Source organism: Flavobacterium sp. CG_9.10 (assembly GCF_015752245.1).
In the GTDB taxonomy this organism is placed as follows: Bacteria; Bacteroidota; Bacteroidia; order Flavobacteriales; family Flavobacteriaceae; genus Flavobacterium.
Genome location: NZ_JADOVD010000012.1, coordinates 88316 through 101072 on the forward strand (window position 1 = coordinate 88316; position 12757 = coordinate 101072).

Annotated in this window: 17 protein-coding genes; 10 read left to right on the forward strand and 7 right to left on the reverse strand. The window is 33.9% G+C overall.

Annotation, left to right across the window (positions count from 1 at the left end):
- Positions 1-68: 68 nt before the first annotated feature.
- A complete protein-coding gene (locus IWX84_RS11560) occupies positions 69-749 on the forward strand; it encodes a hypothetical protein (RefSeq protein WP_196850909.1) in 681 nt (226 codons plus the stop codon).
- Positions 750-807: 58 nt separating this feature from the next.
- On the opposite strand, the gene IWX84_RS11565 is transcribed toward IWX84_RS11560, so the two are convergent.
- The 7 genes from IWX84_RS11565 to IWX84_RS11595 all read right to left on the reverse strand — a co-directional run bounded on the left by IWX84_RS11565 (position 808) and on the right by IWX84_RS11595 (position 5493).
- Positions 808-1620 carry an O-methyltransferase gene (locus IWX84_RS11565; RefSeq protein ID WP_196850946.1) on the reverse strand — a complete coding sequence of 271 codons (813 nt, stop codon included), beginning with the start codon at positions 1618-1620 and terminating at the stop codon, positions 808-810.
- Positions 1621-1803: 183 nt separating this feature from the next.
- The gene (locus IWX84_RS11570) at positions 1804-2079 is read right to left on the reverse strand and encodes a type II toxin-antitoxin system YafQ family toxin (protein ID WP_196850910.1); all 276 of its coding nucleotides are present in this window, start codon (positions 2077-2079) and stop codon (positions 1804-1806) included.
- A complete protein-coding gene (locus IWX84_RS11575; protein ID WP_196850911.1) occupies positions 2076-2300 on the reverse strand; it encodes a hypothetical protein in 225 nt (74 codons plus the stop codon). Before IWX84_RS11575 ends, IWX84_RS11570 begins: the two co-directional genes overlap by 4 nt.
- 120 nt (positions 2301-2420) lie before the next feature.
- Positions 2421-2882 (reverse strand): SRPBCC domain-containing protein, encoded by a 462-nt coding sequence (locus tag IWX84_RS11580; RefSeq protein WP_196850912.1) that lies wholly within the window; start codon positions 2880-2882, stop codon positions 2421-2423.
- A gap of 53 nt (positions 2883-2935) precedes the next feature.
- A complete protein-coding gene (locus IWX84_RS11585; protein ID WP_196850913.1) occupies positions 2936-3226 on the reverse strand; it encodes a type II toxin-antitoxin system RelE/ParE family toxin in 291 nt (96 codons plus the stop codon).
- Positions 3227-3229: 3 nt separating this feature from the next.
- Positions 3230-3493 (reverse strand): hypothetical protein, encoded by a 264-nt coding sequence (locus IWX84_RS11590; protein WP_196850914.1) that lies wholly within the window; start codon positions 3491-3493, stop codon positions 3230-3232.
- Positions 3494-3630: 137 nt separating this feature from the next.
- Positions 3631-5493 (reverse strand): ABC-F family ATP-binding cassette domain-containing protein, encoded by a 1863-nt coding sequence (locus IWX84_RS11595; RefSeq protein WP_196850947.1) that lies wholly within the window; start codon positions 5491-5493, stop codon positions 3631-3633.
- 277 nt (positions 5494-5770) lie between these two features.
- Here IWX84_RS11595 and IWX84_RS11600 point away from each other — a divergent pair, with 277 nt between their 5' ends.
- The 9 genes from IWX84_RS11600 to rpmG all read left to right on the forward strand — a co-directional run bounded on the left by IWX84_RS11600 (position 5771) and on the right by rpmG (position 12731).
- On the forward strand, positions 5771-6013 hold the full coding sequence (locus tag IWX84_RS11600) for a hypothetical protein (protein ID WP_196850915.1): 243 nt from the start codon (positions 5771-5773) through the stop codon (positions 6011-6013).
- Positions 6014-6209: 196 nt separating this feature from the next.
- A complete protein-coding gene (locus tag IWX84_RS11605) occupies positions 6210-7397 on the forward strand; it encodes a glycosyltransferase family 2 protein (protein WP_196850916.1) in 1188 nt (395 codons plus the stop codon).
- A gap of 84 nt (positions 7398-7481) precedes the next feature.
- Complete coding sequence (locus tag IWX84_RS11610) at positions 7482-8798, forward strand: dihydrolipoamide acetyltransferase family protein (RefSeq protein ID WP_196850917.1); 1317 nt, start codon at positions 7482-7484, stop codon at positions 8796-8798.
- A gap of 173 nt (positions 8799-8971) precedes the next feature.
- A complete protein-coding gene (locus tag IWX84_RS11615; RefSeq protein ID WP_196850918.1) occupies positions 8972-9742 on the forward strand; it encodes a 3'-5' exonuclease in 771 nt (256 codons plus the stop codon).
- Positions 9743-9818: 76 nt separating this feature from the next.
- Positions 9819-10430: a fumarylacetoacetate hydrolase family protein gene (locus tag IWX84_RS11620; protein ID WP_196850919.1), complete on the forward strand. Its 612-nt coding sequence runs from the start codon at positions 9819-9821 to the stop codon at positions 10428-10430.
- The gene (locus IWX84_RS11625; protein WP_196850920.1) at positions 10430-10774 is read left to right on the forward strand and encodes an Hpt domain-containing protein; all 345 of its coding nucleotides are present in this window, start codon (positions 10430-10432) and stop codon (positions 10772-10774) included. The genes IWX84_RS11620 and IWX84_RS11625 overlap by 1 nt, the downstream gene beginning before the upstream one ends.
- Positions 10775-10959: 185 nt before the next feature.
- Positions 10960-12213, forward strand: a complete 1254-nt coding sequence (locus IWX84_RS11630) for a competence/damage-inducible protein A (RefSeq protein WP_196850921.1) — start codon at positions 10960-10962, stop codon at positions 12211-12213.
- Between the two features lie 71 nt (positions 12214-12284).
- Positions 12285-12521 (forward strand): 50S ribosomal protein L28, encoded by a 237-nt coding sequence (gene rpmB, locus IWX84_RS11635; protein ID WP_024980263.1) that lies wholly within the window; start codon positions 12285-12287, stop codon positions 12519-12521.
- A 27-nt stretch (positions 12522-12548) separates the two neighbouring features.
- Entirely contained in the window at positions 12549-12731 is a 183-nt protein-coding gene (gene rpmG, locus IWX84_RS11640; RefSeq protein ID WP_017495179.1) for a 50S ribosomal protein L33, read from the forward strand.
- Positions 12732-12757: the final 26 nt, after the last annotated feature.

The window sequence follows — 12757 nt, forward strand, 5'->3', positions numbered from 1 at the left end:
TTGAGTATTGTTTAATTTTATTTATATTTGTGTAAGAAATGTTAATTATTAAATCAAATCAAGAAAATATGAAAGGTAAAAATTTATTATTAGGAGCAATGGTAATCGCATTAGGATTTACATCATGTAAGGATGAAAAAGCGGAACAAGCAGAGAAAAAAGTAGATACATATGTTGTATATGTTGATTCATTAGGAAATGTTGCGGAAGCTGACGCTAAAACAAATTGGGAAGCAATTGATGCTTCATACCAAATGAGAATTAGTGATGCAGAAGCTGCTTTGGAAAATTTAAAAGATAAAGAAAAAGCACAAGAAAGAATAGATGCAAGTAAAGCGAAGTATGAAGCATTAAAAGCTAAAATGCAAGCCGATATGAATGCTGTAACAGAAGCTGCAACACCTGCTCCAGTTAATTCAAAACAAAAATTGAGAAATGCTTTGTTTGGTCAAGGAAAAATTGGAGATGATATGAATTTTAGTTGGGTAAATAAGGATAATATCCATAGTGTTTATCAACAATTTATTCATACCGCCGAAGATAATAAGGACAGCTATTCTCGTGAGGATTGGGATGAGATTAAAGTAATGTATGAAGCATTAGACAGCAGAAAAAATACAGTTGAAAAAGAAGGTCTTTCTTCTAGTGACAACAGAAAAATTGCTGGTTTGAAATTTAAATTTGCTCCAATGTTGAAAGTAAATAGAATGGGAGCCAAATCTGAAGAAATGAGAGATGCAAAACAATAAATAATTGTTAATTAGAGTGAAAAATGACAGTCAGGGATGGCTGTCATTTTTTTTTGTATTACACTCGAATAATAAAATGTTCTTTAGGCTGCTCTCGTCTAAAGAAAACCAATCCCCATTGAAACGTATCAATGGTTACCGTTACTTTTTGATGATTTTTAATAATTTCCCAAGCTTCTTCCATTTCTTTTGACCAATGAATGTCATCGAAAATCCAAACCGTTTCGTTCGTAATAGTTGGAAGTAATAATTCAAAATAATCTAATGTTGCTTGTTTTTGGTGGTTGCCGTCGAAGTAGATTAAGGAAAAGTGTTCAGTGTTCAGATTGTAGTGTTCAGTTTTAGTGTTTAAGGGTAACTTCCACTTTTCTAAATAACTGGTGAATTCAGAAACTACACTATTTATATTCTTGAAATTGAATTTTTTAAATTGTTCTTGAGCAACTTTCGCCGTTTCCGGACAGCCTTCAAGTGTGGTTATTTTTGCGTTCGTATTACCTAAAGATAGGGCAGCAGTAGCCAATCCTAACGAAGTCCCTATTTCTAAAATCGAGTCAAGCTCGAAATAATTGACTATTCTAAACAATAATTCAGCGCGTTTTCCAGTAATTCCTGCAGTTTTTGCAATCTTGGAGATTTCTCTTTTATTGGATTTGAAAACTTTCGATCCCGCACCAAAATCAGTTACTTCAATACTGTTTTTATTTTCTAAAAGTGAATTTCGATATTCTTTTAAAATAGCATATTCCGGTTTTGGTTTTTTGTCGTAAAAGCATTTGGTTATCAAAGTGAATATAAAAGGAGAATGTACGGCGTGTTCATTCTTAGAATGCCAACGGAATTGTAGGTAGGATTTTATTTGGAATAGCATAGTTTGGATTACACGGAGTTTCAAAACGGAAGCACGAAGATACAAACCCATTTAACAAATGTGGGATTTTAAATCAAAAAACCACAACAGAATTTGACTCTGATATTATATGTCGAAAAAACAAGTTGCTATTCTTGTTGAATTAAAAACTCAAAATAGTTTTAGAAATGAATCTTTAATATATTAAAATAAATCCGAGTGAGACCCCGTTCTATCTAAGTAAATTGTTTTATTTTGATCGTCTTGTTTCCAGATTAATAGCCAATCTGGTTTAATATGACATTCCCAAAATCCCGAATAGTTACCACTTAAAGTATGTGGCTTATTTTTAGGAGGGAGTTCTCCATTTATCAACAAAATTTCAACTACATTTTCTAGTAAGTTAAGATTCCAGTTTCTTTTTTTACAAAGTTTTGCATCTTTTTTAAATTGTCCAGAATATTCTAAACAGTAGCTCATTTAGAAAAAATCTGTTGCATCATGTCTTTAGGGCTTTTGGCTTTTGTCAGTCCAATACCTTTATCCGTTTTTGCCATAGATTTTAAAGACACTTCATTTGGTATTTTTGATTTCCCAACATTCTTTTTTGGCATTTCTGTAACTTTTACGCCAAGTTGCAGAGCCAGTTCTTTTAGCAAAGAAATTTTTTTGGCAGAGGTGCTGTCTAATATCAAAGTCATGATTTCTTTTTTTATAATTACAAAGATACAAAAACAACAGCAAAATTAGATTTTGTTGTGTTTTTTGCTTCTCATTGCGATTGTCAAGTTATTACAGTCGTTTAGCGAGGTTTTAAAAAATTATAGGTTATTTGCAAGTTTATCAAACATGCTGTTCCAGCCTTTAATCATATCCCCAGTCATAGCGCTATCATAATAATTGTCCATTGTGACTTTCATAGCAGTCGTTGCTCCTTCATTTGAAAATTCAAATTCTACGAGAGACTCAATTATTTTATCTCCTTCCATTCCAAAGTAGGATGGAGGTACAGCATTGCCGTCAGCGTCAGAAAATGTATCTAAGTAAGAAAGATATGTGGGTTCGTTAATTTTTTGGTACGTTCCTCGTCCCCAAAATTCTTTATCATTGGAATCTTTAAAACAAAATCGGAATAAACCGCCTACTCTCAACTCAACAGACATATAGGAACAAGTCATTGTATCTGGTGACCACCATTTTTTCAACAGTTCGGCTGTTGTAAACTCGTTCCAAATTTTTTCAATTGGAGCATTAAATTTTCGTTTAATAATTAGCTTTTCCATCAAGAATATATTTTAAGTTCTGTCCCGTCCTGAAGTAACGATACACATTTTTTTTATAATTTTAATTTTTTAGGGTCTTGATAATTATTCCAAAAGCGTAATAAATTAAGGTTTTTATTATCCGTTTTGTAAATGAGACTGATTTGTTTTACGATTGGAACTTCGTGAGTATCTTTGTATACAGTTGGTCTAAAAGCAGTATTTCCTATTTCTAAAATGGCTATCACCTCATCTACTTTATTCATAAAATTAAGCGTTACATTCAGTCCCCAGCGGTATTGTAAATAGTCGATATTCTCCCAATAATCAAGTTTTGCCTGTTCTGTCCAAATAACTGTGCGCATGCTTTACTTGTTGAATAAATGCGGAAAACGATTTTTGGTCAATTCTTGCACTTCCTCGTGGGTGTGTACTCTCCCGTATTTGATGTCGTCAAGTCCTGCATCAATACTTCTTTTTTGTTCGGCACTGAGTACGGATTCTGTTTTTGAAGCTTTTGCTTTAACAATTTTAGTATTAGGCGCTTCGGTAACTTTTACACCCAATTGTAGGGCCAGTTCTTTAAGCAAAGAAATTTTTTTGGCAGAAGTACTATCTAATATCAAAGTCATGATTTCTTTTTTTGTAATTACAAATATATACAAAGATACAAAACCCACAACAAAATCGAAATTCTGTTGTGGGTCTATAAACTAAACAGCATTAATATACGTCACTGCTAACTGTGACTGAACACTGAATACTAATTCTATGCCTCAATTTTCGCGCTCAATTCAAACCAGCGTTCTTCTTTATCTTCTATTTTGTTAATGATGTTTTCGAGTTCTTTTGCTTTTTTCTCAATTTCATTGTCAGGTACTTTTCCGTCCGAAAATAATTGCTCTATCGCAATTTTTTGAAATTCCAAATCCTTAATTTCTTTTTCTGTTTTCTGAAATTCTTTTTGCTCGTTGAAAGTTAGGTTTCCTGTTGGATTATTTTGTTTCCAATCTTTCTTTTCGGCTTTGTTTTCCTCTTTTTGCGCTACATCCGTACTGTCTTCGTAGGCTCTGAAATCAGAATAGTTTCCAGGAAAATTTTCAACCACACCATTTCCTCTAAAAATGAATAAGTAATCCACAATTTTATCCATAAAGTATCGGTCATGCGACACCACTAACAAACATCCAGGATAATCCAGAAGGAAGCTTTCCAAAACGTTCAACGTCACAATATCCAAATCATTTGTAGGCTCATCAAGAATCAAAAAGTTTGGATTCTGAATCAAAACCGTACATAAGTACAAACGCTTTAATTCTCCACCGCTTAATCTATCGACAAAATCATATTGTTTTTTGGCGTCAAAAAGAAAACGTTCCAACAATTGTGAAGCCGAAATCATTCTCCCTTTCATCAATGGAATAAATTCTCCGTATTCCTTAATGACATCAATTACGCGTTGTCCCGGTTTTGGGTTGATCCCGCTTTGGGTATAATATCCTAATTTTATCGTTTCACCTATCACTACTTTTCCACCATCAAGCGGAAGCGTTCCAGTCAATAAATTCAAGAAAGTCGATTTTCCGGTTCCGTTTTTCCCAATGATTCCAATGCGTTCTCCCGGCTGAAAGTCGAAACTGAAATTATCCAAAATCACATGATCCCCGAATTTTTTGGAAATTTTGTGAAGCTCGATTATCTTGCTTCCCATGCGCTCCATATTTATTTCAAGCTCCACCTTGTTTTCGCGACGGCGACTTTGTGCTTTTTCCTTAATGTCATAAAAATCGTCCTGACGCGATTTCGATTTGGTCGTTCTCGCTTTCGGCTGGCGACGCATCCATTCCAATTCTTTTACGAAAAGATTCTGCGCTTTATCCACACTAGAGTTTTCGGAAGCGATGCGTTCCTCTTTTTTCTCTAAATAATACGAATAGTTTCCTTTATAGGAATATAGTTTTCCGTTGTCCAGTTCAATGATTTCATTGCAAACACGCTCCAAGAAGAAACGGTCATGCGTCACCATAAACAGCGTAATATTTTCTTTGGCAAAATAAGTTTCCAGCCATTCGATCATCTCCAAATCCAAGTGATTCGTAGGTTCGTCCAAGATTAATAAATCAGGGCGATTGATTAAAATGATAGCCAGCGACAAACGTTTTTTCTGTCCACCCGAAAGATTCTTCACTTTCAGTTTGAAGTCTTCCAACTTCAATTTGAACAAAATTTGCTTGTATTGCGTCTCAAAATCCCATGCATTATGTTGGTCCATTCCATCAAAAGCTTTTTGGTAGGCTTCTTCATCTTCGGGATTTTCCAATGCTTTTTCGTAGGCTTCAATGACTTTCAATATCTCATTATCTGATGCGAAAATGCTCTCTTCAATAGTCAGTTCTTCCTGCAAATTATTGTTTTGCGACAAAAAAGCCATTTTAATTCCTTTTCTCAAAACGACTTGTCCGGTATCAGATTCATCTAAACCGTTGATGATACTCATAATAGTGGTTTTTCCCGAGCCATTCTTGGCTATAAAGGCGATTTTTTGGTCTTTGTTAATCCCAAAAGAAATATTTTCAAAAAGCGTTCTTTCCCCAAAAGATTTCGAGATATTTTCAACAGATAAGTAATTCACAAGTGTAATTTTTTGCAAAAGTAAGCTATTTAAATGAAGTTGTTGCAATCCTGTGACCGTGAGTGTAAAAAGTATTGATGGAAATGGTTCATTTATAAATATTTGTAGTCATTTATTTATTCATTTTGTTTCAGATTTTTAGTTTCGCAATAAAAAAGCTTTTAAAAGGAACCGAATTAATTTGAGTTGCAAATTAATTTTTTATTATTTTTTTATGAAAATATTTGGTTCTCTTTTTTTAAATAATTTGTAAATTCGAGAATAAAATTAAACAGTCATGATTCCAGAAAAATTAAAAATGAATCTTATCGAACGAATTATAAGCATTGACGATATTAAAATTTTAAAAAGCATTAAAACCTTTTTAGACGATAATAATGTCGTGGGATATGATTTGGTGGGGAATCCTATTTTTGAAAATGAAAACAGTATTGAAAATCAAGAACCATTGCGCTTATTTAGAGAAGGGAATATAGGAACGTACTCAACATTTGAAGTGAACAGTAAAAAACTGGAATGAGATAAATGTTGGAATGGGAATTAATCTTCATAAACACATCCCATTTTGTAAATTGGTTTGATTTAAAATTAAAATTTTGAATCAAACGAATTATTAAAAATCATAATGTTAGATTTGGAGTTTAAAATATTTATCGAAAAATAGTTGATTGTTATTTAAGCTTTTTCGATATAAAGTATAACTCAAAAAATAGAATTTGCAATTATCCGTCATTATTCTCAACTACAACGTTCGCTATTTTTTGGAACTCTGTCTTGTAAGTGTGCAAAGTGCGCTTTCAGACATTGACAGTGAAATTATTGTCGTCGATAATAATTCTCAGGACGGCAGTTGCGAAATGATGAAAATGCGTTTTCCCAATATAAAACTTATTGAAAACGAGTCCAATTTAGGGTTCCCAAAAGGCAATAATATTGGCGTTGCTGTTGCCAAAGGAGAATATATTTGCATTCTAAATCCGGATACTGTTGTTGCTGAAGATACATTTACTAAAGTTTTGGCTTTCGCCCAACGGCAAAAAGATTTAGGAATTGTAGGTGTGAAACTCATCGACGGAACCGGGAATTTTCTGCCCGAAAGCAAAAGAGGTGTCCCAACGCCATTTGTAGCATTTACCAAAGTTCTGGGTTTGTATAAAATAAGTCCCAAATTTGAATGGTTTGGTAAGTACTATGCACAGCATTTATCGGAAAATGAAACTGGAAAAGTCGATATTTTGGTGGGAGCTTTTATGTTTATGAAGCGGAATCTTTATCAAGAAATAGGTGGATTTGATGAGGATTGTTTCATGTATTCAGACGATATTGATTTGTCGTATCGAGTTTTGAAAGAAGGAAAATCGAATTATTATTTCCATGAAACTTCAGTAATACATTATAAAGGGGAAAGCACAATTAAGGACGGGATTTATATAAAACGGTTTCAGGAAGCCATGCAGTTTTTTTATAAAAAGCATTTTAGTACTCGATCCCGAAGTCTCGGGACGGGATCCTTTGTCTTTTCTTTATTTATGAAAACAGGAATTGTATTTTTTTCTTTTGTTAAAATGTTTCAAGGTCGAGCCAAAATAAGAACAAGACCAAAATCTTTTGTTTTTTATTCTTCTAATACCGAATTAGCAACTAAACTGGCTTTAATTTTTCAAAAAAAAGTTTCTTTTCATGATTTGAAAACAGAAAAAATGGTAATTTCGTCATGGAATTTAGGTAACACAGGAACTGAAATTCTATTGGACAACGATTTTGTTTCCTTCAAAGAGAGTATCCATTTTATGGAATCATTAAAAAACAAAGGATTAACCTTTAAGATTCTTCCTAAAGGTGCTAATTTTTTAATAGGAAGTGATAATTCCAGAGAAAGAGGAACGGTTGTAAAAATAGAGTGAAAAATTACATTAAATGTAATTTATATTTAAAATATTTAGTAATTTCGCAAACTGAAAACAAAAATCACCTTTTAGGTTAACAATATGGCAAGATTTGAATTAAAACTTCCTAAAATGGGAGAAAGCGTCGCAGAAGCAACCATTACAAACTGGTTAAAAGAAGTTGGAGACAAAATTGAAGCTGATGAAGCGGTACTTGAAATAGCAACTGATAAAGTTGACAGTGAAGTGCCAAGTGAAGTTTCCGGTATTTTGGTTGAGCAATTATTTGGAAAAGATGATTTAGTTCAGGTTGGTCAAACTATTGCAATCATTGAAACCGAAGGTGGTGAGTTGGTTCCAGTTGTAAAACAAGCTGCTGCTCAAGAGCCGGTTGCTGAAGTAGCAAAAACGGTTGATGCAGCTAAAGAAAGCGTTGCTCCCGAAACTTCGGGACCAGTTAATTTTTCAGATTCTGAAAAGTTCTTGTCTCCTTTGGTGAAAAATATAGCTAAAGAAGAAGGCGTTTCTGTTGCAGAATTAGAAGCTATTTCTGGAACTGGAAAAGAAGGAAGAGTTACTAAAAATGACATTTTAGAACACGTAAAAAATAGAAGTAATCAACCTGTTGTTGTTCCTGTAAAAACAGTTGAAACTCCAAAACCTGTTCAAGCTCCAGTTGCTCAAAAAGCAGCTCCGGTTTCCGTAAGCGGTGGTGATGAGGTAATTGAAATGGACAGAATGCGCAAGCTAATCGCGGGTTATATGGTCGCTTCCGTACAAACTTCGGCGCATGTACAATCGTTTATTGAAGTCGATGTTACGAATATTGTAAAATGGAGAGAAAAAAATAAAGTCGCTTTCGAAAAAAGAGAAGGGGAGAAATTAACTTACACTCCTATTTTCATGGAAGCAGTTGCAAAAGCCATCAAAGATTATCCGGGAATGAATATTTCTGTTGATGGTGATTTTATCATCAAAAAGAAAAATATTAACCTAGGAATGGCAGCTTCTTTACCAAACGGGAATCTAATTGTTCCAGTAATAAAAAATGCAGATCAATTAAATTTAGTTGGTATGGCAAAAGCGGTAAACGATTTAGGTGGTCGTGCAAAAGCAGGAAAGTTAAAACCGGACGATACGCAAGGTGGAACTTATACCGTTACTAATGTGGGGACTTTTGGAAGTGTGTTTGGTACGCCAATTTTGAATCAGCCGCAAGTTGGGATTTTAGCTCTTGGAGCGATTCGTAAAATGCCAGCGGTTATTGAAACTCCGGAAGGTGATTTCATAGGAATTCGTCAAAAAATGTTCCTATCGCACAGTTATGACCATAGAGTTGTAGATGGTGCGCTGGGAGGAAGTTTTGTGAAACGAGTAGCGGAATACCTAGAAGCATTTGATGTAAACAGAGATTTATAAAAATAAATAATCACGTAAAAACCCGACAAATTTTGAAAAAAAATCTGTCGGGTTTTGTTTTTTAAAACTTTTTTATCACTCAAAAAACCTTATTTTTTTGAGTGAAATTAATTTGTCATAATTCGTGAATTTCGTGTTTAAAATTTACATTTGTACTATTATAAAAATATAAAATGGAACTCAAACTTAGTAAACCAATTTGTTTTTTCGACCTGGAAACTACAGGAATTGATATCGGAAAAGATAGAATTGTGGAAATTTCAATATTCAAAGTTTTCCCTAACGGAAACAAAGAAAGCAAAACATGGTTAGTGAATCCTACCATTCCTATTCCTGCACAAACAACCGCGGTTCATGGAATTACAGATGAAAAAGTAGCCAATGAGCCAACATTTATTGAATTAGCTTCGCAGGTTCATGCCATGATTAAAGACAGTGATTTGGCGGGATTTAACTCGGATCGTTTTGATATTCCGTTGTTGGCGGAAGAATTATTGCGTGCTGGAGTAGATTTTGACATGAAAGGAAAAGTTTCGGTAGATGTTCAAACTATTTTTCACAAAATGGAAGAACGCACCTTGTCAGCAGCTTTAAAATTCTATTGTGATAAAGGATTGGAAAATGCACATTCGGCAGAAGCAGATACTATGGCAACTTATGAAATCCTAAAAGCACAATTAGATCGTTATCCAGAATTGGAAAATGACATGAAATTGCTTTCAGAATTTTCAACCAGAAAAAAGATTGCTGATTTTGCGGGAATGATCGCTTTTGATAAAGATAACGAAGAGATTTTCGCATTTGGAAAACACAAAGGAGTGAAAGTTGATAAGGTCTTAGAAACAGAGCCAGGTTATTTTAGTTGGATTCAAAATGCCGATTTTCCTTTGTATACCAAGAAAGTTTTAACGGCAATTAAGCTTAGAAAATTGAATACGAAATAAGTTTTTAGTCGCAGTCTCAGTTTTCAATTTTTAAGCTGCGACTGAAAACTGCGACTGAAAACTGAAAACTAAATTTATGAAAATAATCTGCATCGGTAGAAATTATACCAACCATATAGAAGAATTACAGAACGAAAGACCAACAGAACCTGTGGTTTTTATGAAACCGGATTCGGCTGTTTTATTGAAGCAGCATCCGTTTGTAATCCCTGAATTTTCGGAAGATGTTCATCACGAAATCGAAATTATTGTAAAAATCAGTAAAGTTGGAAAATATATAGAACCTAAATTTGCTCATAAATATTATGACGAGATTAGTGTTGGAATCGATTTTACCGCTCGCGATTTGCAAGATAAATTAAAAGCAAAAGGGTTGCCATGGGAAAAAGCTAAGGCATTTGACGGTTCGGCAGTTATAGGAGAATTTTTACCGAAAAATAAATTTAATTCGTTAGAAAATCTTACATTTGAATTAACGAACAATAATGAAACGGTACAAAAAAGTAATTCCAGCTTTATGTTATGGAAAATTGACGAACTGATTTCTTATGTTTCTCAGTTTTTTACACTGAAAATTGGCGATATTATTTTCACAGGAACTCCAGAAGGAGTTGCTGCGGTAAAACCGGACGATGTTTTAGAAGGATTTTTAGAAGGACAACAACTCTTTAGAATACAAGTAAAATAATGGCTTTAAAATATAACCTTTCCAAAGTGTACGCACTTTCAGATAACGATCCAGAATTTGTAAATGAAATTCTGACTTTGTTTGTAACCGAAGTTCCAGAAGATTTAATGCAAATCAAAGAAGGAATAAAAAAGAAAGATCATAAACATGCTTATGCTTATGCTCACAAAATCAAACCTACGCTCGATTTGCTAGGTTTGAATGTCGCTTTTGAAGAAATTCTGCAAATTGAAGCTTGGACAAAAGCGGAAGGCAAAAAGAAAGAAATAAAAGAGACTTTTAAAAGCGTCAAGACTCAGATTAACGATGCTATCAAAGAAATCAAGAAAGACTTCGATTTGTAAAATTTGGGCGTGACCCTCCCAAAAGGTCGGGTCGGGCTATACGTTACAATCTCTCTCGTCTCGTTTTAAGAACGAGACGAGAGAGGATTTTCACTTTTATCCCTCACGCAAAAACGGAATGTGCTAATTTAGATGTTCCTTTTTAAAATTAAACTCTCAAAAAAAAACTCCAGTAACTTCAAAAAATGAAAGCAACCATAATTACTATAGGTGACGAAATTTTAATAGGACAAATTGTCGATACTAATTCGGGTTTTATTGCAAAATCATTAGATCGAATAGGAGTGGAGATTCACGAAATGATTTCGATAAGTGATAATAAACAACACATTCTTGATACTTTTGCGAAACTTCAAAATACGGTAGATTTGGTGATTATTACTGGCGGTCTTGGGCCAACAAAAGATGATATTACCAAAAAAACATTCTGCGATTATTTCGAAGATGAATTAATAGTTAATAAAGAAGTCGAAAGCCACGTGATTGAGTTAATTGAGCGCGTGATGAATAGAAAAGCTTCGCAAGTTAACAAAGACCAAGCTCTTGTGCCATCTAAATGCACGGTGCTTCATAATCAAGTTGGCACAGCGCCCGGTATGTGGATGAAAAAAGAAAACACCGTTTTCATTTCACTTCCAGGAGTACCTTATGAAATGAAGTATTTAGTAGAAAATGAAATCATCCCGAAAGTAGTTCGAGAGTACAAGCGTCCTTATATTATCCATAAAACAATTCTTACCTACGGTCAAGGTGAAAGCCTTGTTGCAGAGCGAATTGAAGATTGGGAAAATAACCTTCCTGAATTTTTAAAATTGGCTTATTTGCCTGCTCCGGGAAGGGTTCGTTTGCGTCTTTCAGCACGTGGTACTGACAAAGAAAAGTTAGAAGCGGCTATTGATGAAAATGTAAAAACTTTGGATGCCATCATTCACGATATTATCGTGGGTTTTGATGAAGACGAAACGATTGAAGTTGTCGTAGGTAGAATTCTGACAAAACAAAATAAAACCATTTCAACGGCCGAAAGTTGTACCGGAGGAAAGATTGCTGAAGTTTTAACTTCTGTTGCTGGGTCCTCTCAGTATTTTAAAGGGAGCGTAGTTTCCTATGCGACAGAAACTAAAATCAATGTACTAGGTATACCGGAAAGTCTCATAAAAGAACATTCTGTGGTGAGCCGAGAGGTGGTTTCGGCGATGGCAATCAGTATAAAAAAAATGATGAAAACAGATTATGCAATTGCGACAACAGGAAACGCTGGACCGTCAAAAGGAGACTCAAATAGGGAACTTGGGACCGTTTTTATCGCATTGGCTACGCCAAATGATATAATTGTTGAAGAATTTAATTTTGGGCAACCACGTGAAAAAGTGATAGATAGAACTGTAATCAAGAGTTTAGAAATATTACAGAAAGAAATTTTGAAAAATGTGCATTAAATATTTTGCATTATAGGTTTATTTTTCTTTTCTTTGCACCCTCGATTTGAATAACGATAAAAGATAGTATAATGTCAAGAGTTTGTGACCTTACAGGTAAAAGAGCGATGGTAGGAAATAACGTTTCTCACGCTATGAACAAAACTAAGAGAAAATTTTCTGTAAACTTAGTTAAAAAGCGTTTTTATCTTCCAGAAGAAGATAGATGGATTACTCTAAGAGTAGCTGCATCTACGATAAAAACAATTAATAAAAATGGAATTGCTGCGGTTTTGAAAAAAGCTCAGTCAGAAGGATTTATCAAATAATCCCTTCCAAAATAAAAAAATAGCAAGATGGCAAAGAAAGGTAATAGAATCCAGGTAATTTTAGAATGTACTGAACACAAGACATCAGGTGTTGCAGGGACTTCAAGATACATCACAACAAAGAACAAAAAAAATACTCCAGACAGATTAGAGATTAAGAAATTTAATCCAATCTTGAAACGTGTAACTGTTCACAAAGAAATTAAATAATTAGAAGTTTTTACTTTTAAAAATTT

Excerpts from the sequence above, each read along its gene's own strand:
- IWX84_RS11560 (WP_196850909.1), top strand. The coding sequence starts at position 69 with ATGAAAGGTAAAAATTTATTATTAGGAGCAATGGTAATCGCATTAGGA.
- IWX84_RS11565 (WP_196850946.1), bottom strand. The coding sequence starts at position 1,620 with ATGCTATTCCAAATAAAATCCTACCTACAATTCCGTTGGCATTCTAAG.
- IWX84_RS11570 (WP_196850910.1), bottom strand. The coding sequence starts at position 2,079 with ATGAGCTACTGTTTAGAATATTCTGGACAATTTAAAAAAGATGCAAAA.
- IWX84_RS11575 (WP_196850911.1), bottom strand. The coding sequence starts at position 2,300 with ATGACTTTGATATTAGACAGCACCTCTGCCAAAAAAATTTCTTTGCTA.
- IWX84_RS11580 (WP_196850912.1), bottom strand. The coding sequence starts at position 2,882 with ATGGAAAAGCTAATTATTAAACGAAAATTTAATGCTCCAATTGAAAAA.
- IWX84_RS11585 (WP_196850913.1), bottom strand. The coding sequence starts at position 3,226 with ATGCGCACAGTTATTTGGACAGAACAGGCAAAACTTGATTATTGGGAG.
- IWX84_RS11590 (WP_196850914.1), bottom strand. The coding sequence starts at position 3,493 with ATGACTTTGATATTAGATAGTACTTCTGCCAAAAAAATTTCTTTGCTT.
- IWX84_RS11600 (WP_196850915.1), top strand. The coding sequence starts at position 5,771 with ATGATTCCAGAAAAATTAAAAATGAATCTTATCGAACGAATTATAAGC.
- IWX84_RS11610 (WP_196850917.1), top strand. The coding sequence starts at position 7,482 with ATGGCAAGATTTGAATTAAAACTTCCTAAAATGGGAGAAAGCGTCGCA.
- IWX84_RS11615 (WP_196850918.1), top strand. The coding sequence starts at position 8,972 with ATGGAACTCAAACTTAGTAAACCAATTTGTTTTTTCGACCTGGAAACT.
- IWX84_RS11620 (WP_196850919.1), top strand. The coding sequence starts at position 9,819 with ATGAAAATAATCTGCATCGGTAGAAATTATACCAACCATATAGAAGAA.
- IWX84_RS11625 (WP_196850920.1), top strand. The coding sequence starts at position 10,430 with ATGGCTTTAAAATATAACCTTTCCAAAGTGTACGCACTTTCAGATAAC.
- IWX84_RS11630 (WP_196850921.1), top strand. The coding sequence starts at position 10,960 with ATGAAAGCAACCATAATTACTATAGGTGACGAAATTTTAATAGGACAA.
- rpmB (WP_024980263.1), top strand. The coding sequence starts at position 12,285 with ATGTCAAGAGTTTGTGACCTTACAGGTAAAAGAGCGATGGTAGGAAAT.
- rpmG (WP_017495179.1), top strand. The coding sequence starts at position 12,549 with ATGGCAAAGAAAGGTAATAGAATCCAGGTAATTTTAGAATGTACTGAA.